Annotated in this window: 19 protein-coding genes and 1 tRNA gene; all 20 read right to left on the bottom strand. The window is 74.0% G+C overall.

Annotation, left to right across the window (positions count from 1 at the left end):
• Positions 1–9: 9 nt before the first annotated feature.
• The 20 genes from AB0398_RS10640 to AB0398_RS10545 all read right to left on the bottom strand — a co-directional run bounded on the left by AB0398_RS10640 (position 10) and on the right by AB0398_RS10545 (position 25,755).
• Entirely contained in the window at positions 10–1,065 is a 1,056-nt protein-coding gene (locus AB0398_RS10640; protein WP_366373654.1) for a polysaccharide deacetylase family protein, read from the bottom strand.
• 8 nt (positions 1,066–1,073) lie between these two features.
• Positions 1,074–2,444, bottom strand: coding sequence for a condensation domain-containing protein (locus tag AB0398_RS10635; protein WP_366373652.1), 1,371 nt, complete (start codon positions 2,442–2,444; stop codon positions 1,074–1,076).
• Positions 2,445–2,564: 120 nt separating this feature from the next.
• On the bottom strand, positions 2,565–3,383 hold the full coding sequence (locus tag AB0398_RS10630; protein WP_366373650.1) for a hypothetical protein: 819 nt from the start codon (positions 3,381–3,383) through the stop codon (positions 2,565–2,567).
• Positions 3,380–3,646, bottom strand: a complete 267-nt coding sequence (locus tag AB0398_RS10625) for an acyl carrier protein (RefSeq protein ID WP_366373648.1) — start codon at positions 3,644–3,646, stop codon at positions 3,380–3,382. Before AB0398_RS10625 ends, AB0398_RS10630 begins: the two co-directional genes overlap by 4 nt.
• A complete protein-coding gene (locus tag AB0398_RS10620) occupies positions 3,643–4,638 on the bottom strand; it encodes a ketoacyl-ACP synthase III family protein (RefSeq protein ID WP_366373646.1) in 996 nt (331 codons plus the stop codon). Before AB0398_RS10620 ends, AB0398_RS10625 begins: the two co-directional genes overlap by 4 nt.
• Entirely contained in the window at positions 4,638–5,462 is an 825-nt protein-coding gene (locus AB0398_RS10615) for an SAM-dependent methyltransferase (RefSeq protein WP_366373644.1), read from the bottom strand. The genes AB0398_RS10620 and AB0398_RS10615 overlap by 1 nt, the downstream gene beginning before the upstream one ends.
• A 21-nt stretch (positions 5,463–5,483) precedes the next feature.
• Positions 5,484–5,717 (bottom strand): phosphopantetheine-binding protein, encoded by a 234-nt coding sequence (locus AB0398_RS10610; RefSeq protein ID WP_030219305.1) that lies wholly within the window; start codon positions 5,715–5,717, stop codon positions 5,484–5,486.
• A gap of 16 nt (positions 5,718–5,733) precedes the next feature.
• Positions 5,734–6,294 carry a holo-ACP synthase gene (locus AB0398_RS10605; protein WP_366373642.1) on the bottom strand — a complete coding sequence of 187 codons (561 nt, stop codon included), beginning with the start codon at positions 6,292–6,294 and terminating at the stop codon, positions 5,734–5,736.
• On the bottom strand, positions 6,291–7,157 hold the full coding sequence (locus tag AB0398_RS10600; protein ID WP_366373640.1) for a hypothetical protein: 867 nt from the start codon (positions 7,155–7,157) through the stop codon (positions 6,291–6,293). Before AB0398_RS10600 ends, AB0398_RS10605 begins: the two co-directional genes overlap by 4 nt.
• Positions 7,154–8,026 carry a diiron oxygenase gene (locus tag AB0398_RS10595; protein WP_366373638.1) on the bottom strand — a complete coding sequence of 291 codons (873 nt, stop codon included), beginning with the start codon at positions 8,024–8,026 and terminating at the stop codon, positions 7,154–7,156. Before AB0398_RS10595 ends, AB0398_RS10600 begins: the two co-directional genes overlap by 4 nt.
• Positions 8,027–8,160: 134 nt before the next feature.
• Positions 8,161–8,811: a pyridoxamine 5'-phosphate oxidase family protein gene (locus tag AB0398_RS10590; RefSeq protein WP_366373636.1), complete on the bottom strand. Its 651-nt coding sequence runs from the start codon at positions 8,809–8,811 to the stop codon at positions 8,161–8,163.
• A complete protein-coding gene (locus AB0398_RS10585; protein ID WP_366373634.1) occupies positions 8,808–9,836 on the bottom strand; it encodes a helix-turn-helix transcriptional regulator in 1,029 nt (342 codons plus the stop codon). The genes AB0398_RS10590 and AB0398_RS10585 overlap by 4 nt, the downstream gene beginning before the upstream one ends.
• Positions 9,837–10,235: 399 nt before the next feature.
• The gene (locus AB0398_RS10580; protein ID WP_366373632.1) at positions 10,236–12,980 is read right to left on the bottom strand and encodes a BTAD domain-containing putative transcriptional regulator; all 2,745 of its coding nucleotides are present in this window, start codon (positions 12,978–12,980) and stop codon (positions 10,236–10,238) included.
• 260 nt (positions 12,981–13,240) lie between these two features.
• Positions 13,241–13,314 (bottom strand) — tRNA-Thr (locus AB0398_RS10575).
• 85 nt (positions 13,315–13,399) lie between these two features.
• Positions 13,400–14,944 carry an alpha/beta hydrolase gene (locus AB0398_RS10570; RefSeq protein ID WP_366373630.1) on the bottom strand — a complete coding sequence of 515 codons (1,545 nt, stop codon included), beginning with the start codon at positions 14,942–14,944 and terminating at the stop codon, positions 13,400–13,402.
• A 150-nt stretch (positions 14,945–15,094) separates the two neighbouring features.
• Positions 15,095–16,294 (bottom strand): DNA polymerase III subunit delta', encoded by a 1,200-nt coding sequence (locus tag AB0398_RS10565; RefSeq protein WP_366373628.1) that lies wholly within the window; start codon positions 16,292–16,294, stop codon positions 15,095–15,097.
• A gap of 172 nt (positions 16,295–16,466) precedes the next feature.
• Positions 16,467–20,111, bottom strand: coding sequence for a dTMP kinase (tmk, locus tag AB0398_RS10560; RefSeq protein ID WP_366373626.1), 3,645 nt, complete (start codon positions 20,109–20,111; stop codon positions 16,467–16,469).
• Positions 20,112–20,262: 151 nt separating this feature from the next.
• Positions 20,263–23,112, bottom strand: a complete 2,850-nt coding sequence (gene topA, locus AB0398_RS10555; RefSeq protein ID WP_366373624.1) for a type I DNA topoisomerase — start codon at positions 23,110–23,112, stop codon at positions 20,263–20,265.
• A 272-nt stretch (positions 23,113–23,384) separates the two neighbouring features.
• Entirely contained in the window at positions 23,385–23,582 is a 198-nt protein-coding gene (locus AB0398_RS10550; RefSeq protein ID WP_366373622.1) for a hypothetical protein, read from the bottom strand.
• 625 nt (positions 23,583–24,207) lie between these two features.
• The gene (locus AB0398_RS10545; RefSeq protein ID WP_366373620.1) at positions 24,208–25,755 is read right to left on the bottom strand and encodes a methyltransferase; all 1,548 of its coding nucleotides are present in this window, start codon (positions 25,753–25,755) and stop codon (positions 24,208–24,210) included.
• Positions 25,756–25,776: the final 21 nt, after the last annotated feature.

Here is a 25,776-nt window from a genome sequence, read left to right as displayed (position 1 = left end):
GGCGGGGGTTCAGCGGTCTTCGGGGCCGGTGCGGGGCGGCGGGGCGAGTTCGTCGAGGGCGACCGGTTCCAGGCCGCGTTCGAGCAGGCCCTCGACGATCGCGGGAAGGGCCGCCACGGTCTGGCTGCGGTCCCCGGCGCCCTCGTGCATCAGCACCACCGAGCCGGGGCCGACGCCCTCCAGGACGGTCTTGGCGATCTGCCCGGGCCCCGGCCGCGACCAGTCGCGGGCGTCCACGTCCCACATCGTCAGGGTGGCCGGGTGCTCGGCCAGGACGGCGAGCACCTCGGGGCTCAGCGCCCCGTACGGCGGCCGGAACCAGGCCGGGGCCGCGCCGGCCACCCGGTCCAGCTCCTCCGTCGTCCGGTCGATCTGCTCGCGCAGCTGCTCCGGCGTCAGGTCGAACAGGAAGGGGTGCGACCAGGAGTGGTTGCCGAGGCCGTGGCCGCCCGCGACGATCCGGCGCACCTCGTCGGGCAGCGCGGCGACGTGGTGGCCGACGCAGAAGAAGGTGGCCCGGGCCCCGTAGCGGTCCAGGATCTCCAGGACCTGCCGGGTGAAGACCGGGTCGGGGCCGTCGTCGAAGGTGAGCGCCACCTTCGGGACGTCCCGGCGGCCGTGCTCGAAGCAGCGCCCGGACGCCGTCAGGGCCTTCTGGGCCGGTTCCCCGCGCCGTACGCCCTCGAAGTACTCCTCGGCGCGGCCGGTCAGGGTGCCGCCCTCGGCGGTCACCCGGGCGAGCTCGCCCGGCGCGGCCAGGGCCCGTTCCGCGAGCTGCCGGGCCGTGACGGAGCCGAAGCGCGGCCGGGGCGGAAGCAGCCAGGGGTCCGCGCGGTGGACCTCCAGGCCGGCGGCCGTCATGGGGCCGTCGAGCAGGCCGTTGGTGCTGTCCAGGACCACGGCCGGGGGCTCGCCGCCGTCGAAGTCCCGCAGCCAGGCGATGAGTTCGGCGACCCGGGCGGCGCCCCAGTCGCGCGGCTCCCCCACCGGGCGTCCGGCGCCGTCCAGGACCTCGACCCGGTAGCCCGCCTCGGTCCAGGCGATCCCCGCGTACCTCTTCGTCACCGGTGCCATCAGTCCCCCAGCGCAATCGCCTCGGCGACGATCAGCCGCTCAACCCCGCGCAGGAACTCCTCCATGCCCGCGCGGTCGACGACCGCCGGGTCGGCGGTCATGGCGAGGTCGAGGGCGCCCGGGGCGGTCAGCACGTCCACCGCCATCGAGACGTTCCTGCGGGCCGGGAACTCCGTCGGCCAGCGCAGTTCGGTCCGGCCGATCAGCTCGCTCAGCGGCGCCTTCGGCTTCTCGACGTCGTCGAAGGGCCCGACGCCGGGGTCGCGGGTGTCGTTCCACCAGTACGAGTGGTCGGCCGCCTCCCCCTTCTCCACCAGGAGCGCCACCTCGCGGTCGAGCGCCCACTTGTCGTACGCGGCGTGCCGGAACGCACTGAAGGCGACGGACCGCGTCCGCCGCACCGCGTCCTCGAAGTCCCGGTCCGCGTCGGTGAGCCGGAACAGCGCTTCCTGCGCCACCGTGCTGACCGAGGCGGCGGCGGAGGGCTGGAAGCGGTTGCCCACGACGACCTGGAAGAGCACGTCGGCGCTGCCGGACATCCGGGCGAGCTGGTGGGCGGCCGCCCCGAGGAGCACGGCGGCGTCGCTGACCTCCAGCTCCGCCGCGACCCGTCCGACGGCGACCGCGAGGGCGGGCGAGCGCAGCAGCGCGTTGGGGAACCGGCGGTCCGGGTCGTCCGCGAGCTCCGGCGCCGCGGGCTCCCGGAAGATCCGCCGGGGCCCCTCGGTGAGCTGCTCGATCCAGTAGCGGCGGGCCGCCTCGTCCCGGCGGCGGCCGAGCGGCGAGGCCTGGACCCCGGCGGCCTCCAGGGGCTGGAGGGCGGGGCGCGCCCCGCGCAGCGACTCGGCGGTCTCGCCGGCCTGGACGGACTCCAGGTCGCGGAGCAGCCGGCCGAGGCCCCAGTAGTCCATGCCGGTGTGCGCCCCGGCGAGGACGAGCCGGTGGACCAGGCCGCCGGACTCGATCAGGCCGACCCTGAGGGGCCACTCCCGGGTGTGGTCGAAGGGGCGCCCGGCCAGCTCGCCGAGGAGGGCGGCGCCGTCCTCGGCGGAGCGTTCGGCCGGGCCCGTGCGGATCTCCACCGGGAGCGCGCCGCTGCCGTCCACGACCTGTTCGAGCCCGTCCTCGCCGTCCGGCAGGAACCGGGTGTGCAGGCTGTCGTGGAGCAGCAGCAGCTCCTTCAGGTCCGCGAGCACGCGGTCGACGGGGCGGGGCGGGGAGACGGGGAGGTGGACCGGCAGGTTGTACCGGGGGGCGTCGTCGCCGAGCCGGGTGACGACGCCCCAGATGGCCCGCTGGCCCCAGGTCGCCGGTCCTCTTCCGGCCCGTGCGGAGTCCAGCCTGATGGTCCGCTCCTCAGCCGTGGTCATGGTGTTCCAGCCTTCCCTTCGGGTGCGTCGTCGGGTGTCGGTACGAGCCGGTGGGGGTCGCGGACGGGCCGTCGCGCCTCCGGTGGGGGCGGAAGCGCGACGGCCTTCCGGACCGGGGGGTCAGCCCCCGCCGCCCGCGAAGAGCGCCACGTGCGTGCGGCCGGAGCGCGGGTCCGTGTCGCACAGCACGATCCGCCGGTGGTCCCGCCCCCACTCCCGCCAGTGGTCGGCGAGGTCCAGCCAGAGGCTGGTGCAGTAGCTGCCCGGGGCCACCCGGTGCACCGGGCCGCCGTGCCCGGGCACGTCCCCGGTGACCCAGGGGCCGAGGACGAGGAGCGTGCCGTCCTCGCCGAGCTCCCGGCCGAGGGCGTCCGCCGGCGAACCGGCCGCGTGCGCCCGGACGAACCGGGGACCGCCCCCGTCCCCGGCGTCCCCTCCCGTACCGAGGACGAGCGCGGCGGCCGAGTCCACCAGCGGGGTGTCCCGGACCAGCGGGAAGGGGGTCGGCAGGGTGGTCTGTTCGAGGACCGCGATCACGACCTCCGCCGCCCGCCCCGCCTTCTCGTACGCCGAGGCGATCCGCAGCGCGGTGAAGGGCGCGGCCAGGCCCTGCTGGGCGACGGAGAAGTTGGCCGCCCGGCCGCCGAGTCGGTCGGTGAGGTAGGGCGCGACGGCGGTGAACGGCACCACGTCCGGGAGGGCGTGGGTGACGATCAGGAGCTCGGGCCTGCTGCCGCCGACGCCCTCGTCGGCGACGAGCAGGTCCGCGAGGTCCCGGTGCCGGACGTGCCGGCCACTGTCGAACAGCTCCTCGTCCGGCTTCTCCCCGAAGGGGGCGAGCAGGTCGCGGAAGTAGCCGAGCGCGGCCGCCCGGTCGTCCGGTTCCCGGCGCTCGGGCGAGCGGACCGCGGCGGCGGCCCGGACGGCGAGACCGCTCATGGCGTCCCCTCCTCTTCGCGGAGCGCGGCCTCGACGTAGTCGGCGAAGGAGCCCACGGTCCGCAGGTGGTCGATGTCGAGCGCCTCCGGGTCGACCGAGATGCCGGTCGCCTCCTCGACGGTCATCAGTAGCCCCAGGACGGCGAGGGAGGTGAGCTGGAGCTCGTCGAAGAGCGCGGTCTCCTCCGTGAGCCCGGTGACGGGCCGCTCCAGGACCTCCCCGAGCGCCTTCTCGATGGTGAGGATCAGTTCCTGACGGCTCATCGGGAACCGCCTCCCGCCCGGTGGGTGATCACCATCGCGCCGAAGGTGGCGCCCAGGCCGACGGAGACGAGGAGGTAGTGGGCGCCGTCCACCAGGCGGCCCTCGTCGCGCAGGGTGGTGTAGTTGACGAAGACGTCCGAGGCGAAGGTGTGGCTGTAGCGGGGGACGTTGTCCAGGAAGACCTTCTCCGGCTCCACCCCCAGCTCCTTGATCGTCTGCCGCCAGGCCAGCTTGTTGACGTTGTGCGGGATGACCAGGTCGACGTCGTCGAGCGTCAGCCCGGCCTCCTCCACGGCCTGGTGGATGACCTCGGCGATCCGGCTGCCGTACTGCTCCCCGAACTCGGTGTTCTGCTCGGGGGTCAGCTCCAGCCACTGGGCGTACTCGCCCAGGGTCCGGGTGGCGAAGGACCGGACAACGTCGCCCTCGCCGTCCAGGGTGATCAGGCAGGAGGCGGCGGCGTCGGCCATGATCGAGGTGTTGGGGACGTGCTGGACGACCGGTGAGTACGCCTGCTCGCCGGTGACCATGAGGGCGTACGCGCCCTCGCCGCCCTCCGCGCGGAGCAGTTGGCCGAGCACCTCGATGGCGCCGAGGCTGCTGACGCAGGCCTGGTGGCTGAGGCCGAAGGCCTCGGTGCCGGCGAGTCCGAGGTCGTCGCCGACCCGCCGCGCGACGTCCACGTCGGCGGGGGCGACCGCCTGGGTGACGTGGGCGTAGGCCAGGTAGTCCACCCGGCCGCCCTCCGGGAGGGCGGCCAGGGCGCCGCGCGCGGCGGGCGTGAGCAGGTCGAGGAGCGGGAGCTCGGGGTCGTACCGGAGCCGGTCCAGGCCGTAGAACTTGCGGAAGACGCCGAGCTGCGCCCGGTGCAGTCCGAGGCGTTCGCCCAGCTCCTCGATCCGCACGCTGCGCTCGGGCAGGTACGACTCGATCCGCTCCAGGGTGATCCGGCGGTCCGGGGCCGGTCGGGGGTCCGTGGTCGTCCGGCCCATCAGGACTTCACGACCTCGGCGCGGATCAGCCACAGCCGGTTGGCGCCGCGGCGGTCCCTCGGCTGGACGTCGTACGGCCAGCGTCCCTCGCCGGCACCGGGCTGGCCCGGCTCGCGCAGGTCGGTGGTCTTCCAGCCGTTCGCGGTCAGGAACTCCTCGGGCTCGTCGGTGCCGAAGATCCACGGCGTGCCGTCGGAGGCGAGGGTGTCCAGGAAGCGCTTCGAGAACGGGCTGCGCAGCAGGGCGCGGCCGAGGATGTCGAAGGCCAGGTGGCTGCCGGGGGCGGAGGCGGAGCCGAGCAGCCGGAGCAGCCCGGCGGCCTGGTCCTCGGTGAGGAAGAAGGTCAGCGCCTCGGCGACCCACAGGGTCGGACGGTCGCGGTCGAAGCCGGCGGCCTCCAGGGCGGGCAGCCACTCCTGGGTGAGGTCGGCGGAGACCTCGCGCCGGTCGACGCGCGGCTCGGCCCCGAGGGCGGCGAGCCGGCGGCGCTTCTCGGCGATCAGGAGGGCGTGGTCGACCTCGTACAGCTCGATGCCGTCCGGCCAGTCGAGCCGGAAGGCGCGGGTGTCCATGCCGGCCGCGATCAGCACGACCTGCTGGATCCCGCTCTCGGCCAGGACGTCCCTGATCGCGTCGTCCAGGAACCGGGTGCGGATGGAGATGAAGGGCAGCAGACCGCCGCCGGCGTAGCGCTCGATCAGTTCGAAGCCCCGGGGCGCGGCCAGTTCGCGGGCGAACGGGTCGACGAACAGCGCGTCCTCGCGCTCGGACTCCTCCGCGCGGGCGGCGGCCATCCACTGGGCGGTGTAAGAGACTGCGTCCATGGTGAAGACCCCTCCTCGGGATCAGGCGAAGAACGCCTTCTCGATGGTGGCGAGGGTCTGGAAGTCCTCGATGTCGATGTTGTCGAAGTCGATCTCCACGCCCGCGGCGTCCTCGATCGTGTAGACGAGCTCGACGAAGGCGAGCGAGTCGACGAGGCGGCTCTCGATGAGGTCGACGTCGGAGGCGAGCTCGGTGCGCTCGGGGTGACGGCCGAGGATCCAGTCCCGGACCTTGTCGATACCTGCGGAACTCATGGCATTCCCTTCAGAGTCACTGATCCAGCGGAACGGGTCGGTCTTGTACGGATCGGTCCTGTACGGGCCGGTCCTGTACGGAGGTGGTGGTGGCCGCGACGGCGATCGCGAAGCCGGCGTCGTGGCTGATGCTCACGTCGATCGGGCCGACCCCGGCGGTACGGGCCAGCTCGGCCGCCCGGCCGGAGAGCCGGACCCCGGGCCGGCCGCCGGGGCCGCGCAGGACCTCGATGCCCTGCCAGGGGACGGGCTTCCCGACGGAGCCGAGCAGCTTGAAGACGGCTTCCTTGGCGGCGAGGCGCCCGGCGATCCCCGACGGGTCGGGCGCGCCGTCCGGGGTCCGGGAGGCGGCCAGCTCGTCGGCGGAGAGGAAGCGGGTGAGGAGGGGCCCGGGGTGGGTACCGACGCCGGGGTCGGTGCCGGCATCGGTACTGGTACCGGGTTCGGGGCCGGTATCGGTACCGGTACCGGGTTCGGGGCCGGTATCGGTACCGGTACCGGGTTCGGGGCCGGTTCCGAGGAGGTCGCGGACCCGGGAGAGCGGGACGAGGTCGACGCCGATCAGGGGCCGGGTCACGGCACTTCGACGGCGGCGGCGCCCGTGGCGACCTCGGCGGCGGCCTCGCGCACCGCGCCGAGCGCCGCGTCGAGGTCCTCCTCGAAGTGCTCGGTCAGGACGGCGAGCCAGCGCTCCAGGCCGAAGGCCACGCAGGAGGTGTAGGCGTGCTCGCCGGACTCCAGGCGGATCCCGCACCGCTCGCCGAAGAAGTTGCGGTGGGTGTTGACCGAGGCGATCGCCAGGTCGCCGTACTGGAACTCGTACTTGACCGGGCTGAGCTTCTGCATCAGCGCGCGGCCGCCGTCGTTCTGGAAGAACGGGTCGCTCGCCGCCTCCCTGCCCAGCTCGATCCCGAGCGCGGCGGCGAAGGCCTGGATCCGACCGGTGAAGCGGGCCAGGACGTGCTGGGTGTGCTCGAAGCCGCCGAGCGCGACGATCTCACGCATCTGGAAGCTGGCGAGGCGGCGCAGCCCGCCGTAGTGGTCCTCGTTGCGGAAGCAGCGGTTGACCAGGGTGACCAGGGCGTCGTCGGCGACCTGTCCGCCCTCGTGGAAGAGGTAGGCGCCGTAGCAGGTGGCGTGCGGGAGCCCGTACCGGGCTTCGGCCACCGCCCCGGGCCCGAACTTCCCCTCCACCGGCTTGAACTGGTCGTCGGCCAGGTCAAGTGATCCGGCGACCCAGGCGAGGTGGGGGAAGTTGGTGTAGACGTCGAACTTCTCCAGGTCGGTCACCGGGAAGAGCGGCGGGGCGCTGATCTCCTCGGCGCCGTCCGCGAGCCCCCAGCCGGCGAAGACCCCGTCCAGCTCCCTGACGAGCCGGGTGGCCCCGGGCCCGAGGATGGCGAGGGCGGGCGCGCCGTCGCTCCCAGTCAGGCGGTTCATCGGACGATTCCCGTCTTCTCGAGGTACTTGGCGGTCTTGCGGAAGGTCCGCAGCTCGGCCTCGGCGCGGGCCGGGGACTCCAGGAGGGCGCGGCGCAGCTCGTGCGGGCGCTCCAGACCGGCGTCGCGGTAGACCTGGGGGTGGTAGAGCGACTCGAAGCTGTGCTTCATGTAGCGGCGCAGATAGGTGGAGACCTGGTCCAGCTCCTCCTCGGTGGCGGTCTGCTTGAGGTCGAGGTAGAGCAGGTTGACCAGTTCGCGGCCGAAGGCGATGTGCCGGGACTCGTCCTGGTGGTGGATCCGGTTGATGCCGCGGATCGTCTCGTGCAGCCGCTCGTCCTCGGCCATGGCCGAGTTGAAGTGGTCGACCAGCTCCTCGAAGATCAGGATGCGGGCGAAGACCAGCAGGCTCTGGATCTTCTCCGAGGGGACGGCCGCCTCCGCGCCGCCGGTCGGCTGGCGGTAGATCTTCCCGCCGTAGCGGAGGCAGAATTCGGCAAAGAACCACATGTGCTCGTTCTCTTCACCGATGAAGTGGTGGAAGAACTCCGACGGCGTTTCGAAACCGGCGGTGTGGATCCGGTTGACCACCTCGATGAGCAGTTCCCGGATTCCGTGCACGTTGAGGCTGTAGAAATTGATGCTCTCGTGCTTGGAAAGCGTGTGGAGCTGCTGCGGAGTGAGTTTCTCGGCCCATTCCGTCCCGTACGTGGTGGTGAGCTCGGGGCTCATCCACCACATGTCCTCGGGGAGCCGGTCCGGCCACTCGAACAGCCGGTACGGGTTGTAGTAGTCGTCGATCGACTTGGTGGCGAGCCGGTCCAGAATTCCTCGGAACCGGTCGTTCCGGTCGATCACGTCGCTGACCATCGCGCGATGTCTCCGTTCGCTTCGAGGGCTCTTCGCTGATTCCAGACTGGCCCCCGGGGAGGGGGGCCATCAATGCCCGGAACAGGCTGCCGAATTCGGTCAGTGGACGGATCGGCGCAACGACCTCCCGGGTCTCAGGGAGAAAGCGGACCGCCGTCCCCCCGCCGCGCGGCGAGTTCCGCGCGCAGGGCGGCGTTCTCCTCCTCCAGATGCGCGATGCGCCCGCGGACCGGCGCCAGGGCGTCGGCGAGCTCCTCCTGGCTGAAGCGCGGGGTGATGTGGTTGGGGCAGTTCCAGGCGAAGGCCTCGACCCGGATGGTGACGAGCTGCTCGACCGTTCCCTCGGTGCGCGTCGAGTCCAGGCGCTCGGCGAGCACGGGGTCCTCCCCGGCCGGTACGGCGGTGGCGCGGCCGAACAGCTTGAGGCGGGTCCGGCGGGCGTGGTCGATGAAGAAGAGCGCGACCCGGTCGTCGCCGCGCAGGTTGCCGGTGGTGATGTACTGCCGGTTGCCCCGGACGTCCAGGTAGGCGAGGGTGTGCGCGTCGAGGACGTGGACGAAGCCCGGCGGGCCGCCCCGGAACTGGATGTACGGCCAGCCGCTCTCGCTCACGCTGGAGAACAGGAAGCCGTCGAGGCCCCGGATGAAGTCGGCCGCGTCGCCGGTGAGCGGCTCGGGCCCCCCGTCCGGCTCCCGCAGGCGCCGGCCGGCGGCCGTGGCGCTGCCCATCAGCTCCTGGGCCTCGCGTACGGACGGGGTGTACGCGATGTGGTCGTAGCGGCTCACGCGACGCTCCCCAGGGACAGGTCGACCAGGCCGGCCCGGGCGGCGAGGACACCGGCCTGGAAGCGGCTGCCGGCCGACAGCTCCTGCATGATCGCGGCCACGTGGCGGCGCAGGGTCCGCTCGGACATGCCGACCCGGCGCGCGATGGCCTCGTCCTTGGCGCCGGAGGCGAGCAGGTCGAGCAGGGTCGCCTTCAGGTCCCCCATCGTCCCGGCGTACCCGGACGCCCCGGAGTCGAAGTCGAACGCGGACTCCCAGACCCGGGCGTGCAGCCCGGCGAGGAAGGCGGCGACCGCGCCGTCGTAGACGACGGCGATGGCGTCGCCCTCGCCGGCCGGGATGAAGGCGGTCTTCCGGTCGAAGACCAGGAAGCGGTCGCGCACCTCCTTGGTGGTGCGCACCTGCCCGCCGGCGGGCAGGACCTCGCCGAGGTGGGCGCGGGTGTCGGAGTCGCCGCGGGCGGTGTGGGGGTAGAGGATCCGGCCCTGCGCGCCGCGCCGCAGCACGTCGAGGACGAGGGGGCGGGCGAGGCGCAGCTCGGGGGTCTCGCGGGCCACGCAGGGCTGCATCACCAGGACCTCGGTGGTGCAGGCCTGGGCGGCTTCGAGGAGGCGCAGCTCGATCTCCTCGCGGTCGCCGGTGATCACCACCGTGTCGGCGCGGGCCCTGGACTGCTTCTCGAAGGCCGCCACGAAGGAGCTGAGCTGCCCCTTGAACCCGGCGAGGCGGCGGCGCCCGTCGAGGATCTCCCGCTCCAGGGGGACGAGCAGCTCCATCTGGGCGGCCTCCGGACTGACCGCGACCAGCCGGCCGGAGCCGTCCTCGGCGGCCTTGACCAGGCGCAGTTCGCGCAGCACCCGGACCGCCTGCTCGGCCCGCCGGAGCGGGACGCCCAGCTCGTCGGCGATCCCGGACGGGCTGAAGTCGGCGCGCCCGAGGGTGCGTTCGTAGAACGTGACCACGAACTCGTCCACTTCGGCGGCCCGCCGGGCTTCCTGTCGTGGGATCTGTGTCGCGGTTTCCATCGTCACCTCGTTCTGTTCGCACGGATGTGGTCGGCAGGGGGAACGGCGTGGCAGACGTGCGGGAGCCGCCGGTGGGGCGGCTCCGGGAACGCTTGAGGAACGCTGCGGACAACGGCTTTCGGGCAGTGGCTCTCGGTCAACGGCGTTCGGGCAACGGCTTTGCGATGCGGCCACCGTATGGCTCCGGTCTGGGCGGCCTCCTACAGCCGGACCAGAGGACCGGAAGCCGCCGGAGGGCCGCGCCCGCGCCGGCGCACCGGCGCCGACCTGTGGTTCCGGCACCCGCCGCAGGTATGCCCCTGGCAACCGGCAGAACTGGCTCGACTGCCGGAGCACTTGCCCTTCCGCTCCTTCAACTTCCCGCAACAAAAGGGAGGGCGGCACGGGCCGCCCGGCGGTTCAGGAAGCCCCGGCCTCGGGCCCGCCCTCCGCCCCCGCCCCCGCATCGGCGTCAGGTTCCGCCCCTCTCCCGCACCGGGTGAGTTCACGGGCGCGGGAGAGGTGTTCGCAGGCGAGGTGTTCGGCGCCGTTCTCCTGGTGCGCGGCGCCGATGCGGCGCAGCGCGAGGACCTGTCCCTCGGTCCAGTCGGCCTGCCGCGCGAGTTCCAGGGCGCTGCCGAACAGCTCCAGGGCCTGGGCGTCGTTCGCCAGGGCCCGGTGGCACTCGGCGCGCCGGAGCTGGGCGGCGGCCTGGGCGCGCGGCTCGCCGTCGGCGACGGCGGCGAACAGGCTGGCGGTCGCGACCTTGAGGCAGTCGCCGGTGTACATGCCCGTCGAGAGGTAGGGGTGCAGGCTCTCGGCGAGGCGCCAGGCGACGGCGGTGAAGCCGGACCCGGACGCCTGGAGGACGGCCCCGGCCAGGTTCTCCCGCTCCGCGTCCAGCCACTCCGCGGCCTCGCCGTGGTCCGAGAAGACCAGCGCGGCCGAGGGGGCGGGGGGCGTCCCGGCGGCCGGGTCCGTCTCCGCCGGGTGGAGCAGCCGGGCCGCCGCGTCGGCGTGGTAGAGGTACCAGTCGAAGAGCCGCTGCCGGGCGGCGTGCGCCTCCTCGCGGCCGGCCAGCTCGCGGGCGTAGGAGCGCAGCAGGTCGTGGAGTCCGAACCGGCCGGCCGCCCGTTCCCGTACCAGGTGGGCGTCGGTCAGGACCGCGAGGAGCCCGGCCGCCTCGGCCGAGGTCGAGTCCGTGAGGGCCGCGGCGCCGTCCACGGTGAGGTCGGGGCCGGGCATCAGGCCGAGCAGCCGGAACATCCGCCGGGCCGTGGCCGGGAGCGCGCGGTACGAGAGGTCGAAGGCGGCCCGCACCGTCGACCGCCGGTCGCCCTCCACGCGCAGTCGGCTGAGCATGTCGTCGCCGGGCGACTCGGCGGAGTAGTCGACGATGCGGGCGTCGCGGGCGAGCAGGTTGGCCCCGGCGATCCGGAGGGCGAGCGGCAGGCCGCCGCAGACCCGCACGAGCCGGCGGGCCGCCTCCTCCTCGGCCGCGACCCGGCTCTCGCCGATGGTGGCGGCGAGCAGCCGGCGGCCCTCGTCCGGGTCGAGGACGTCCAGGACGAGCTGGCGGGCGCCGTCGCTGGCGACGAGGCCGGCGAGCCGGCTGCGGCTGGTGATCACCACGGCGCAGCCGCGGGCGCCGGGGATGAGCGGTCTGACCTGTTCGGCGTCGCGCGCGTTGTCGAGGACGATCAGCGTCTGCCGGTCGGCGAGCAGCGTGCGGTACAGCGCGGCGGCCTCGTCCTCGTCCGTGGGCAGTTGGTCGGGCGGGGCGCCCAGGGCGCGGAGGAACTGCGCCAGGACGTCGGCGGGGCGCAGCGTCGGGAGCGGGGAGTGGCCGCGCAGGTCGACGAAGAGCTGCCCGTCCTCGAAGTGGGCGCGCCGGGCGTGCGCCCAGTGCTTGGCGAGGGCGGTCTTGCCGACCCCGGGCGCGCCGACCACCGCCACGACGTGCGCGCGGGCCGCCGGGTCGGGCGAGACGAGTGCGTCCAGCTCCCGCATCTGCCGCCGCCGCCCGACGTAGGAGCCGGCCATGGCGGGGAGCTGGGCGGGGAACGGCCCGGCGGACGCGGTGCGTTCGGGCGGTGCGGGGCGCCGCGCGGGGGGGAACTGCTGGCGCAGGACCCGCAGGTGGGCGTCGCGGACCTCGGCGCTGGGCGCGATGCCGAGTTCCTCGTCGAGGCGGTCGCGCAGCCGGTTGAAGACGTTGAGGGCGGCGGCCTGTTCGCCGGAGCTGGCGAGGGCGAGGATGAGCCGGGCGTGCAGGCCCTCGTGCAGCGGCTCGGTGTTGACCATGTCCCACAGCACCGGGACGGCCTCCTCGGGCCGGCGCAGCAGCAGTGCCGTGTCGGCGTGCAGGAGCGCCGCCTTGACCCGCCGTTCGTTGACCACGACGGCGGCGGGGTGCTGGCGCAGCACGGGGTCGGCGTCCGCGAGCACCGGCCCGCGCCACCACCGCAGGGCCCGCGTCAGGGACTCGTAGGCGGAGACCGGGTCGGGGGCGCGGTGCAGCCGCTCGGCCTGGTCGAGGAGTTCGTCGAAGTGGCCGAGGTCGATCTGGTTGCGGGGCGCTTCGAGGAGGTAGCCGGTGGGCGTCCGGACGACGGTGGGCGGCGGCCCGTTCCGCACCCCGCCCTGCTCCAGAAGCCGCCGCACCTGACTCACGTACGTGTGCACGAGACTCTGATGGGAACTGGGCGGCCCGGACGGCCAGAGGACGTCGGTGATCTCCTGCTGGGTGGAGGGCTCGGGGTGCTTGAGCGCGAGCAGTCCGAGCAGGCGGCGCAGCATCGGGCTGGTGACGGGGACGGGGGTGCGGCCGCGCTGGAGGGAGAGCGGGCCGAGGATGAGCAGCCGGGGCAGGCCGGCACCGCGCGGCGACGGCCCGGTACGGTCGGCGGCCAGCAGCTCCCCCAGCTCGCCGCTGCTCAGCCCCAGCGCCTCGGCGAGCCGCTGGAGGGTCCGCGACTGGGGCCGCTGGACCCGCCCGCGCTCGATGTCGCGCAACGCCCTGGTGCTGATCCCGGCCCGCGCGGCGGCCGTCTCCTGACTGAGCCCGGCCCGTCTGCGGAACGCCCGGAGCCGTAATCCGAACGGCCCCCGCTCACCTCCCGGACCCTCCTGGGGGACCCCCGTGGCCGGCGCCCTCCCTGACATGGCATCCCCCTCACCCGATGACCGCGAACCGTCGATCATGACCGGCGGCGGCCGTGCGGGCCGCGCGCGGCCGACTCTGCAGAGGCTTCGTCAATGATCAGTTTGGACTAGACCAATGCCCCGGGCAAGGGCACACCCCTTCTCACGCGCGCCCGCGCGTGCGCGCGTGAGGCGACGCAGGGAGGACCCCATCGGCCACCGATGACAAGAGGGCAACAGAAAAAGCCAGGTCAGAAATGATCTGACCTGGCTTCCCTCTGAGCCGCCTTCGGGATTCGAACCCGAGACCTACGCATTACGAGTGCGTTGCTCTGGCCAGCTGAGCTAAGGCGGCAAGCCGTGCGGTCCCATGGTGGGTGCAGCGGCGTCGCCAAGTCTACACAGTTTCCCCGGGTGCTCCGACCACCCCCGGAGAGGGCCTACGAGCAGCGCTTTCCGTCTGTCGGAGGGGTGCCTTCGAGGAGGTAGGTGTTGATCGCCGTGTCGACGCAGTCGCTGCCCCGGCCGTAGGCGGTATGGCCGTCGCCCTCGTAGGTCAGGAGGGTGCCGGAGGAGAGCTGGCCGGCGAGGGACTCGGCCCACTTGTACGGGGTGGCCGGGTCGCGGGTGGTGCCGACGACCAGGATCGGGGCGGCGCCCTCGGCCGTGATGCGGTGAGGGCGGCCGGTGGCCGGGGACGGCCAGTAGGTGCAGTTGAGGGCCGCCCAGGCCAGGCCCGCGCCGAAGACCGGGGAGGCCTTCTCGAAGGACGGGACGGCCTTCGCCGCGTCGGCGGGGCCCCGGTAGGCGGCCGGCAGGTCGAGGCAGTTCACGGCGGCGTTGGCGGCCATCAGGTTGGCGTACTCGCCGTCCGGCTCGCGCTCGTAGTAGCTGTCCGCGAGCGCCAGGAGGCCCGCCCCCCGGCCGCCCTTCGCCTGGGTGAGGGCCTCGCGGAGCTGGGGCCAGGCGCCCTCGTCGTACATCGCCGCGATCACGCCCGTGGTGGCGAGGGACTCGCCGAGCTTCCGGCTCTCCCCCGTCGGCAGCGGCTCGGCGTCCACGGCGCGGAAGAACTTCTTCAGCGCCTCGCCGGCCGCCGGGACAGAGCCGGTGCCCAGCGGGCAGTCCGCCTTGGCGACGCAGTCGGCGGCGAAGGCGCGGAAGGCCGTCTCGAAACCGGCCGTCTGGTCGCGGTTGAGGTCGATCGCGGAGAGCGAGGGGTCCATCGCCCCGTCGAGGACGAGCCGCCCGACCCGGCCGGGGAACAGCTCGGCGTAGGTGGCGCCGAGGAACGTGCCGTACGACGCCCCGACGTAGTTCAGCCTCTCGTCGCCGAGGACCGCCCGCAGCACGTCCATGTCGCGGGCCGTCTCGACCGTGGAGACGTGCGGCAGGACCTTCCCCGAGCGCTTCGCGCAGCCGTCCGCGAACTCCTTGAAGGCGGCGCCGAGCGCGTCGGTCTCGGCCGCGTCGTCAGGCGTCTGGTCGATCTGGGTGTACGCGTCCATCTCCGGGCCCGTCAGGCACTCGACCGGCTCGCTGCGGGCGACCCCGCGCGGGTCGACGGCCACCATGTCGTAGCGGGCGCGGACGGGAGCCGGGTAGCCGATGCCCGCGTACCCCTGGAGGTAGCCGACGGCGGAGCCGCCGGGCCCGCCGGGGTTGACCAGGAGCGAACCGATCCGCTTCCCCGGCCCCGTGGCCCGCACCCGGGAGACCGCCAGCTCGATCTCCCCGGCCTCCGGCTTCGCGTAGTCCAGCGGGGCCTTCAGGGTCGCGCACTGGAAGCCCTCCACCCCGCAGTCCCGCCATTTCAGCTTCTGCGCGTAGAACTTCTTCAGCGTCTCGGGCGCGGCGGAGGGCGCCGGCTGCCCCTGGGCCGTCGTACGGGGCGCGGCGTCGCTCCCGCCCGAGCAGCCGGAGAGGATGAGGCCGGCCGCGGCGAGGGCCGTGGCGGACGTACGGAGCAAGCGCCTGGAGTCCATCCCCGGAGCGTATCCGGACCGGTACGGAACGTGTCCAATCGTGACGGGTCGTGTACGGGACGCTTCCGGCGACGTCGTGACGGGTCGTGTACGGGACGCTTCCGCCGTACGTCGTGACCGGCCCTGCCGCGAGGCTCTCGAACCGTCCCCCTACCGCAGCGCCATCGTCATCGCCTCCACCGCGAGCAGCGGCGCCACGTTCCGGTCGAGGGCCTCGCGGCAGGCGAGGACGGCCTCGATGCGGCGGAGGGTCACCTCCGGGGCGGTGGCGCGGGCGACGGACTCCAGGGCGTCCCGCACGTCCTCGTTCGTCAGGGGCGCGCGGGAGCGGAGCTGGAGGGCGAGGACGTCCCGATAGAAGCCGGTCAGGTCGGTGAGGGCGAGGCCCAGGCTGTCGAGCTGGGTCCGGCGGCCGCGCCGCTTCTGCTTCTCCTCCAGCTCCTTCATCATCCCGGCCGTGCCGCGCGGCATCCGCCCGCCCTGCACGGCCCCGAGCGCCGCCTTCAGCTCCTCGGTCTCCTTGGTGTCGATCTCCTCCGCGACCTGCTTCGCGTCCTCGGCGGCCGCGTCGACCAGCTCCTGGGCGGCCTTGAAGCAGCCGCCGATGTCCGCGACCCGCGCCGGCAGCCTGAGGACGACGGCGCGGCGCGCGCGGGCCCGCTCGTCCGTGGCGAGCCGACGGGCCCGGTCGACGTGCCCCTGCCCGGCCCGGGCGGCGGCCAGGGCGATCCCGGGCTCGATGCCGTCGCGCCGCACGAGCACGTCGGCCACGGCCTCCACCGAGGGGGTCCGCAGGCTCAGGTGGCGGCAGCGGGAGCGGATCGTGGGCAGCACGTCGTCCAGGGACGGGGCGCAGAGCAGCCAGACGGTGCGGGGGGCGGGCTCCTCCACGGCCTTCAGGACCGCGTTGCCCGAGCGCTCGTTGAGCCGCTCGGCGTCGGTGACCAGGATGACCTGCCAGCGGCCGTTGGCCGGTGCGGTGAAGGACTTGCGGACGGTGTCGCGCATGTCGCCGACGAGGATCTGCGTACCGACGGCGGAGACCGTCGTGAGGTCGGCGTGGGTGCCGATCATCGTCGTGTGGCAGCCGGTGCAGAAGCCGCAGCCCGGCGTCCCGCCGAGGGCGCGGTCGGGGCTCACGCACTGGAGGGCCGCCGCGAAGGCCCGCGCGGCGTCGACCCGGCCGGCCCCCGGCGGGCCCGTGAAGAGCCAGGCGTGGGTCATCTTCGAGGCCCCGGGGACGGGCTCGCCGTTCTCGTGGGCGGTCACGAACGCGTCGGCGTCGCGCGCGGCGGCCGTGAGCTGCTCCTCGACCTGGCTCTGTCCGACCAGGTCGTCCCATACGGCCATGTCTGCCCCTCCTCAGGTACGCCCTCCATTGTGGGGCAGTCCTCTGACAGCCCCCGTCCACCGCAGGGCGGTCCTGTGAACGGCCCCGGTCCACCGGGCGGGGCACGGAGGCGCGGAACGACGTCCGGCCGGGAACCCGAAGGCCCCGGCCGGAAGGAAGAACGCGGAGGCGTCAGCGGCGGCGCCGGGGCTCCTCGTCCTCGTCCTCGTGCGGGCCGAACAGCTCGTCCGCCAGCGTCGGCAGGTCGTCGAGCGGGGTCTCCTCGGCCCAGTCGGAGCGGCGGCGCGGCCGGCCGTTCTCGTCGAGCTGGGGCAGCTCCCTGGTGCGGTCGTTCGCCCCGTGCGGCTCGTCCTGACGCGCACCACCGGAACCACCGGAACCACCGGCACCACCGGCACCGGAACCGGCACCCGCACCCCGCTCGTCGCGGAAGAAGTCCTTCGGCAGCCGGTCGGCGGCGGAGCCGGAGGACGCCCGGGGGGCCCGGGACTCACGGGAAGCGCGACCCTCATGGGCAGCCCCGGACTCACGGCTCTCCCGAGGATCACGGGACTCCCGGGGATCGCGAGACTCCCGAGGATCCCGTACGGGAGGCAGTACGGCCGTCTCGTCCACACCCCGGTCCTCGCGGACCTGCGGCAGTACGGCCGTCTCGTCAACGCCCCGGTCCTCGCGGACCTGCGGCAGCACGGCCGTCTCCGCCTCCGGTCGGGGCTCCCCGTCAAGGCGGACGATCGGCGTGGCCACGGTGACCTCGTCGGGCGAGACGCTCGGGGCGTCCCGCTCCGAGGGGCGCGGCCCGTCCGGCTTCACGACCGGCGTCGGCACGGTGACCTCGTTCGCCGACACCTCGGCGGCGCGGGCGGCGCGCTCGGCGGCGGCACGGGCCGCGGCCTCGGCCTTCTTCCGCTCCGCCCGCTCCGACGCCTCCGCGGCCTTCGCGCGGGCCTCCCGCTCGGCGGCCGCCTCGGCCTCGGCCGCCGCCCGCTCCGCCGCGGCCTTCTCGCGGGACGCCTGCTCACGGGCGGCCCGCTCCCGGGCCTCCTTCGCCTCGGCCGCCCGCTGGGCGGCGGCCTGCTCCGCCGCGGCGCGTTCGGCGGCGGCGCGCTCGGCGGCGGCCTTCGCGGCGGCCTCGGCCGCGAGCCTCTCCGCGGCCGCCTTCGCCGCGGCCTCCTCCGCAGCCTTCGCCGCGGCGGCGGCCTCGGCGGCCCGGCGGGCCTCCTCGGCGCGGAGCAGCGCCTCCTCGGCCTTGCGCTGCTTCTCCAGGCGGCGCGCCTCGGCCTCGGCCCGCAGCCGGGCCTCCTCCTCGGCCTCCTTGCGGAGCCGCTCCTCCTCTTCCTCGCGGGCCTTCTCCTCCGCCGCGAGGCGCTTGCGCTCCTCCTCGGCGGCGATCCGCTCCTCCTCGGCCTTCCGGCGGGCCTCCTCCGCCTGCCGTTCGGCCTCCAGACGGCGCGCCTCTTCCTCCTCGCGCCGCTTGCGCTCCTCCTCCTCGGCGCGCAGCTTGGCGAGCTGCGCCTGGCGCTCGCGCTCCAGGCGCTCCTCCTCGGCCTTGCGGGCGGCCTCCTCCTCGGCCCTGCGCCGCGCCTCCTCCTCCGCCTTGCGGCGGGCCTCCTCGGCGGCCTTCACCTCGGCCTCGGAGAGCGGCAGCATCCGGTCGAGCCGGTGACGCACGACGGTGGTGACGGCCTCCGGCTCCTGGCCGGCGTCGACGACGAGGTAGCGGCTGGGGTCGGCGGCCGCGAGGGCGAGGAAACCGGCCCGTACGCGCGCGTGGAACTCCGGCGGCTCGGACTCCAGCCGGTCGGGCGCCTCGGTGAACCGTTCCCGCGCGGTCTCCGGGGAGACGTCGAGCACGACGGTCAGGTGCGGGACGAGGCCGTCGGTGGCCCAGCGGGAGATGCGGGCGATCTCGGTCGGGGACAGGTCGCGGCCCGCGCCCTGGTAGGCGACGGACGAGTCGATGTACCGGTCGGAGAGGACGATCGCGCCCCGCTCCAGGGCCGGCCGGACCAGTGAGTCGACGTGCTCGGCGCGGTCTGCCGCGTACAGGAGGGCCTCGGCCCGGTTCGAGAGCCCCGCCGACGACACGTCGAGGAGGATCGAGCGGAGCCGCTTGCCGATCGGCGTGGCGCCGGGCTCGCGGGTGACGACGACCTCGTGGCCCTTGGCCCGGATCCAGTCGGCGAGCGCCTGGACCTGGGTGGACTTCCCGGCGCCGTCGCCGCCCTCCAGGGCGATGAAGAAGCCGGTCGGGGACGGCGTCTGGGCCGGGTCGGAGCCGCGCAGCGCGTCGCGCAGGTCGCGCCGGAGCGGGACGCCCGCCCGGTCGTCGGCCTTGGCGAGGACGAGCGCGGCGACCGGGAGCAGCAGGGCGCCGGTGAGGGCGAGCGTGAAGGCGGCGCCGCCGTGCTCCAGGACGGAGCTGCCGGAGGCGAGCCGGTGCGGCCCGATCGCGGCGGCGAGCAGCGGGGCGGCGAGCGCGCCGACGCCCATCGCGAGGCGGGCGGTGGCCTGGAGGTGCTCGGTGGTCCGCGCCCGGCGGGGCTCCTCGGTCTCCTGGTCGACGAGGACGTGACCGGTGTGGGCGGCGACCCCGGCCGCGTATCCGGCGAGGACGGAGAGGAACAGGACGGTCGCCGTGTCCGGGACCAGGCCCGCGGCGATCAGGGCGACCCCGGTGACGGTGATCGCGAGGGCGAGCAGCCGGCGCCGGGACAGGACGGGCAGCACGGAGCCCGCGGTGCGGATGCCGACGGCGGTGGCGCCGCTGAGGGCCAGGATCAGGAGGGCGTACGCGACGGGGCCGCCGCCCAGGTCGTCCGCGTGGAGCACGGCGACGGACGCGGCCGCGGCGATCGCCCCGGCGACGGTGGCGCAGGCGAGGACGAGGAGGGACAGGACCCCGGTGCGGCCGGCCTTCCCCACGGCGCCGCCCTTGCCTCCCTCGCCGTCCCCGCCGTCCTTGTCGGGGTCCGTCTTCTTCGCGGACGGCCGGCGCAGCCCCTCCAGGGGCGAACGGGGCCGGGGGGTCTCCCCGCCGGGCAGGGCCATCGCGTACAGGACGGTGACGGAGGCGGCGAACAGGCCGGCGGCGACGTACGAGCCGAGGGCGGCGCTGTGCAGCGAGAACCAGTCCAGTCCGACGCCCAGCAGCTCGCCGACGAGCGTGGCGACGAGCAGGACGGCGGCCGCGGCCGGGACGGCCAGGAAGCCGGTGCGCAGGGACAGCGTGCGCAGCGTCCCGAGGTGGTCGGGCAGCGGCCGTACGGCGGCGCCCTCCAGCGGCGGAGCGGGCAGCAGCGCGGGCGCGGCACCCTCGCGGCTGATCGTCCAGAGCCGTTCGGCCGCGCCGGTGACGAAGACGGTGCCGAGCAGGTACCAGAGGGCGCTGCCGGGGGTCCAGTCGATCCACAGCGGCGCGATGACGAGGAGCGCGATCCGCACGCCGTCGGCGCCGATCATGGTCCAGCGCCGGTCGAGCTTCCCGCCGGGTCCGGTGAGGGCGATGAGCGGTCCGAGGAGGACGGCCCCGAAGAGGACCGAGGCCAGCAGGCGCGCGCCGACGACGGCGGCCACGGCGAACGCGGCCCCCCGGTAGCCGCCCCCGAGCGCGTCCTCCGTCACGGCCGCCTGGAAACCGAGGAGGACGAGGACGAGGAGGGCGAGGGCGTCGCCGGTACTGCCGAGCAGGTGGGCGCTCCACAGCCGGCGCAGCGGCTGGTGGCGCAAGAGGGCGCGTACGGCGCGCTCCCGGGAATCCGCGACGAGTGCGGCGTCGGAATCGCCGAGACGGTCTGGCTGCTCTGCTCGCGTCATCCGTCCACCCTATCCGGACGGCCTTACTCCCCGTGGCCCCCGCCCGAACATCCGGACGAGGCTGTGACAGGAGGGAGACGGAGGGGACGGCGGAGGGGCGGAGGCCGTCGGCCCCCGCCCCTCGTGGTCGTCCCGGGTCTCCCCCGGAGGACTACTCCGTCTTCGCCGACGCCGTCTTCGCGGACGCGGTGGTCTTCTTCGCCGCCGCGGTCTTCGCCGTCGTGCTCTTCGCCGCCGTCGTCTTCTTCGCGGCCGTCTTCTTGGCCGCCGTCTTCTTGGCGGGGGTGGCCTTCTTCGCGGCGGTCTTCTTCGCCGGGGCCTTCTTCGCGGTCTTCTTGGCCGGTCCCTTGGCCCGCTTCTCCGCGAGGAGCTCGTAACCGCGCTCGGGCGTGATCGTCTCCACGCTGTCGTCGGTCCGCAGCGTCGCGTTCGTCTCGCCGTCGGTCACGTACGGGCCGAACCGCCCGTCCTTGACGACCACGGGCTTCTCGCTGACCGGGTCGGTGCCCAGCTCCTTCAGCGGCGGCTTGGCCGCGGCCCGGCCTCGCTGCTTCGGCTGGGCGTAGATCGCGAGGGCCTCGTCGAGCGTGATGCTGAAGAGCTGCTCCTCGTCGGTGAGCGACCGCGAGTCCGTGCCCTTCTTCAGGTACGGGCCGTAGCGGCCGTTCTGCGCGGTGATCTCGACGCCCTCGGCGTCCGCCCCGACGACCCGGGGCAGGGACATCAGCTTGAGCGCCTCCTCCAGGGTCACCGTGTCGAGGGACATCGACTTGAAGAGCGAGGCGGTGCGCGGCTTGACCGCGTTCTTGCCGGTCTTCGGGGTGCCCTCGGGCAGGATCTCGGTGACGTACGGGCCGTAGCGGCCGTCCTTCGCGACGATCTGGTGGCCGCTGACGGGGTCGGCGCCCAGCTCGAAGTCGCCGCTCGGCTTGGCGAGCAGCTCCTCGGCGAGTTCGACGGTCAGCTCGTCGGGCGCGAGGTCGTCGGGCACGTCGGCCTTCTGGTACTCCTCCTGGCCCTTCTCGCCGCGCTCCACGTACGCGCCGTAGCGGCCGACGCGGAGCACGATGCCGTTGCCGACGGGGAAGGAGGAGATCTCGCGCGCGTCGATGGCGCCGAGGTCGGTGACGAGCTCCTTGAGGCCGCCGAGGTGGTCGCCGTCGCCGTTCCCGGCGTCGGCCGCGCCGCCCTCGCCGGAGGTCCCGCCCTCGCCGAAGTAGAAGCGCTTCAGCCACGGCACGGACTGGGCCTCGCCGCGCGCGATGCGGTCGAGGTCGTCCTCCATGCGGGCGGTGAAGTCGTAGTCGACGAGCCGCCCGAAGTGCTTCTCCAGGAGGTTGACGACGGCGAAGCTCAGGAAGGACGGCACGAGCGCCGTGCCCTTCTTGAAGACGTAGCCGCGGTCGAGGATGGTGCCGATGATCGAGGCGTACGTCGACGGGCGGCCGATCTCGCGCTCTTCCAGCTCCTTGACCAGCGAGGCCTCGGTGTAGCGGGCCGGCGGCTTGGTCGCGTGGCCGTCCGCCGTGATCTCCTCGGCGGACAGCGCGTCGCCCTCGGCGACCTGCGGCAGGCGCCGCTCGCGGTCGTCGAGCTCGGCGTTCGGGTCGTCGGCCCCCTCCACGTACGCCTTCATGAAGCCGTGGAAGGTGATGGTCTTGCCGGAGGCGCTGAACTCGGCGTCGCGGCCGTCGGAGGCCCGGCCGCCGATCTTCACGGTGACCGAGTTGCCGGTCGCGTCCTTCATCTGGGAGGCGACGGTCCGCTTCCAGATCAGCTCGTACAGCTTGAACTGGTCGCCGGTCAGACCGGTCTCCGCCGGAGTGCGGAAACGATCACCCGAAGGCCGGATCGCCTCGTGCGCCTCCTGCGCGTTCTTGACCTTGCCCGCGTAGACGCGGGGCTTCTCCGGCAGGTAGTCGGCGCCGTACAGGTGCGTGACCTGCGCCCGGGCCGCCTTGACGGCGGTGTCGGACAGGATCGTGGAGTCCGTACGCATGTAGGTGATGAAGCCGTTCTCGTACAGCTTCTGCGCCACCTGCATGGTCGCCTTCGCACCGAAGCCCAGCTTGCGGCTCGCCTCCTGCTGGAGGGTGGTGGTCCGGAAGGGGGCGTACGGGGAGCGGCGGTACGGCTTCGACTCGACCGAGCGCACGGAGAACGCGGTGTCGGCGAGCGCGGCGGCGAGCGTCCGCGCGTTCCGCTCGTCCAGGTGGAGGACGTTCGCGGTCTTCAGCTGCCCGTCGGGACCGAAGTCGCGGCCCTGCGCGACGCGCCGGCCGTCGACCGCCGCGAGGCGCGCGACCAGCGAGGACGGGTCGGAGGCGTCACCCTTGCGGCCGGTGGAGAAGGTACCGGTGAGGTCCCAGTACTCGGCGGAGCGGAAGGCGATGCGCTCGCGCTCGCGCTCGACGACGAGCCGGGTGGCGACGGACTGGACGCGGCCCGCCGACAGCTTCGGCATGACCTTCTTCCACAGGACCGGCGAGACCTCGTAGCCGTAGAGGCGGTCGAGGATGCGGCGGGTCTCCTGGGCGTCGACCATGCGCTGGTTGAGCTCGCGCGGGTTGGCGACGGCCTCGCGGATCGCGTCCTTGGTGATCTCGTGGAAGACCATCCGGTGGACCGGGACCTTGGGTTTCAGGACTTCCCGGAGGTGCCACGCGATGGCCTCGCCCTCGCGGTCCTCATCGGTGGCGAGGTAGAGCTCGTCGGACTCGGCGAGCAGCTCTTTGAGCTTCCTGACCTGCGCCTTCTTGTCGGCGTTGACGACGTAGACGGGCTGGAAGTCGTGCTCGACGTCGACCCCGAGGCGGCGCACCTCGCCGGTGTACTTCTCGGGCACCTCGGCGGCGCCGCTGGGGAGGTCGCGGATGTGCCCGACGCTCGCCTCGACGACGTAGCCGGGGCCGAGGTAGCCCTTGATCGTCTTCGCCTTGGCAGGCGACTCGACGATGACGAGTCGGCGGCCGCCGTGTGCGGTCTCGCTGGTCGGGGACAACTTCGCTCTTCTCTCCGGTTCGGCACTCTCAGGGCACGTACGGCGCGCGTACCGGGCACGTACGGCACCGGCACGGACGGCAGCGGCACGGACGGTGACGCTCCCGTCGCTGCGGAGTGTGACGGTACAACCCGCCCCCGTGTCAAACGGCAAAAGCCCGCAACGGCCACTCGAACGGTAACCCGAGTCCTGGCATTCCTGCCGCCCGGACTCCCGGACCGGCGGGGCGGGGCGTGCGCGCCGGTGATCGGCGGCGGGACCGGAGGAGGTGGTCAGAGGCGCCCGAAGCACCAGACGCCGAGGGCGAGGGAGGCGGCCCCGGAGAGGCTCGTCAGCGCGACCGCGGTGCGCGGCGGGATGCCGTGCGCGACGGGCTCGCGGTGCAGCGCGCGCACGGTGGTCCACAGCAGCAGCGCGCCTCCGAACAGCGTGAACGCCGCTCCCGCGAAGATCGCCGGCCCGCTCTCCATGCCCGTACCCCGTTCCGTCCACGTGCGGTGATTCGTCTCCCGGAGGGGAGGCTCGCACCCCCGGGAGACGCGGGCGCGAACTCCGGATGAACGCCGTGGGCCACCCGGCCGGGTTTGACGAAGATGGCCGGTAGTGACCCGCCCCTCACTCCTCCCGCTCCCCCGCCTGCTCCCTCGTCTGTCACTCATGTCACTCCCCTCTTTCCTCACATCACGTCGAGCGTGGCTCGGTGTCGGCCCGCACGAGGGAGGCGGAAGCCACGGAGGCGGTGTTTCCGCGGAGGGGGAGCGGGCGTCGGCGGTGTCCGTCCACCGGCGCGGGTGGACGGAGAGGAGAACCGGGAAGAGGGGCCCGACCAGCGGTGTTCCGACGGGCACCGGCGGGACGGCCACGTCGGGCGGAGCCCGGGGGGAGATCGTTACGCCGACGGCCGCGAGCCGGGCGGCGCCGGGAAACGGAACATGCGTGCCCGGCCTTTCGGGCCCGGACGGAGGGCCCGGACGGAGGGCCCGGACGGAGGGCCCGATCCGGATCAGGCGTGCGGCGCGACCCTCGTCGAACCGCCAGCGCGGTCCGCGTCGAACGGCCGGCCCGACCCGGGTCGAACGGCCGGCCCGACCCGTCTCACACGCCCTCCTCCGCCGCCCCTTCCCCGACGGGCAGCAGGAAGCCCTCCTCGACGAGGAGCCGGATCGCCTGCGGGGTGCGGTCGCGCAGCAGGACCGGGTCCTCGCCCATGAGCTGCCCGATGGCGTCGAGGATGCGGCCCGCGCTGAGGGTGCCGTCGCAGACTCCGGCGAACCCGGCGCCGACGTGGTCCACCCGGGTCGCGCGGCGCATGCCCCGGTTCTGCCGGAGCACCACGTGCTCCGGGTCCTCGGCGCCGGGCAGGCCGACCTGCTCCTGGACCACCTCGGGCGCGAGCGTGAACCGGTCGGCGAGGAGGGCGGCGTCGTCGTGGGTCCGCAGGTAGTCCTGGCGCTCGAAGTGGGCGCGGACGGCGGGCCCGAGGGGCTGCTCGACCGGGTGCGGCCACTCCTCGATCACGATCGAGGGCTCGACCGCGCCGGAGGCCACCGCCGCGTTCCGCCGGAGCGTGATCCAGCCGAAGCCGACCGCGCGCGTCCTGCGGGCCTCGAACTCGTCGAGCCAGCGGGCGTACGCGGCCCGGTAGGCGGCCGGGTCGCCCCGGTGGTCGCCGCTGTCCCGCAGCCACAGCTCGGTGTACTGGGTGACGTCCTGGACCTCCCGCTGCACGATCCAGGCGTCGCAGCCGCGCGGCACCCAGGAACGCAGCCGCTCCTGCCACTCCTCGCCGTCCACGTGCTGCCAGTTGGCGAGGAACTGGGCGTACCCGCCGTCGTTCAGCCGCTCGCCCGCCTGCCGCACGAGCGTGCGGCACAGGTCGTCGCCGCCCATCCCGCCGTCCCGGTAGGTGAGTCCGGCGCCGGGGGAGATCACGAACGGCGGGTTGGAGACGATCAGGTCGTACGTGTCGTCCCCGACCGGCTCGAAGAGCGAGCCCGCGACCAGCTCGGCCTCCGCGGCCCCGGAGAGGGCGAGCGTGAGCCGGGTGAAGTCCAGGGCGCGCGGGTTGAGGTCGGTGGCGGTGACCCGGGTGGCGTGCTGGGCCGCGTGCAGCGCCTGGATGCCGGAGCCGGTACCGAGGTCGAGCGCGGAGGAGACCGGTGTGCGGACGGTGATGCCGGCCAGGGTGGTGGAGGCGCCGCCGACGCCGAGGACGACCCCTTCGTCCTTCTTGCCGATGCCCCCGGCGCCGCCGACCGCGCAGCCCAGGTCGGAGACGATGAACCAGTCCTCGCCGTCGGGCCCGCCGTACGGCCGGACGTCGACGGTGGCGCGCACGGTGTCGTCCTCGCGGACCACCCAGCCGTCGGCGACGGCCTCGTCCAGCGGGAGCGCGGCGGCGGCCCGGGCGTGCTCGACGGGCTCCTGGAGCAGGAAGAGCCGGACGAGGGTCTCCAGCGGGCTGTCGCCGCCGGTGGCGCGCAGGGCGGGCACGGTCTCGCTGCGGGCGAGCGCCGCGTAGGCGGGGGCGCCGAGCAGGTCGAGCAGGCCGTCGGCGGTGAAGTCGGCGGCGAGCAGCGCCTCGCGCAGACGGGTGGCGTGCGCGGGCACCGGGAGGCGGGAGGTCAGGCTGGTCGTACTCACCCGCCCATTGTGACGGCCGCC

This window comes from Streptomyces sp. NPDC086147 (assembly GCF_040702165.1).
GTDB lineage: Bacteria > Actinomycetota > Actinomycetes > Streptomycetales > Streptomycetaceae > Streptomyces.
The sequence above is the reverse complement of the archived record's forward strand: the minus strand, read 5'-3'. Positions and strand labels throughout refer to the sequence as shown.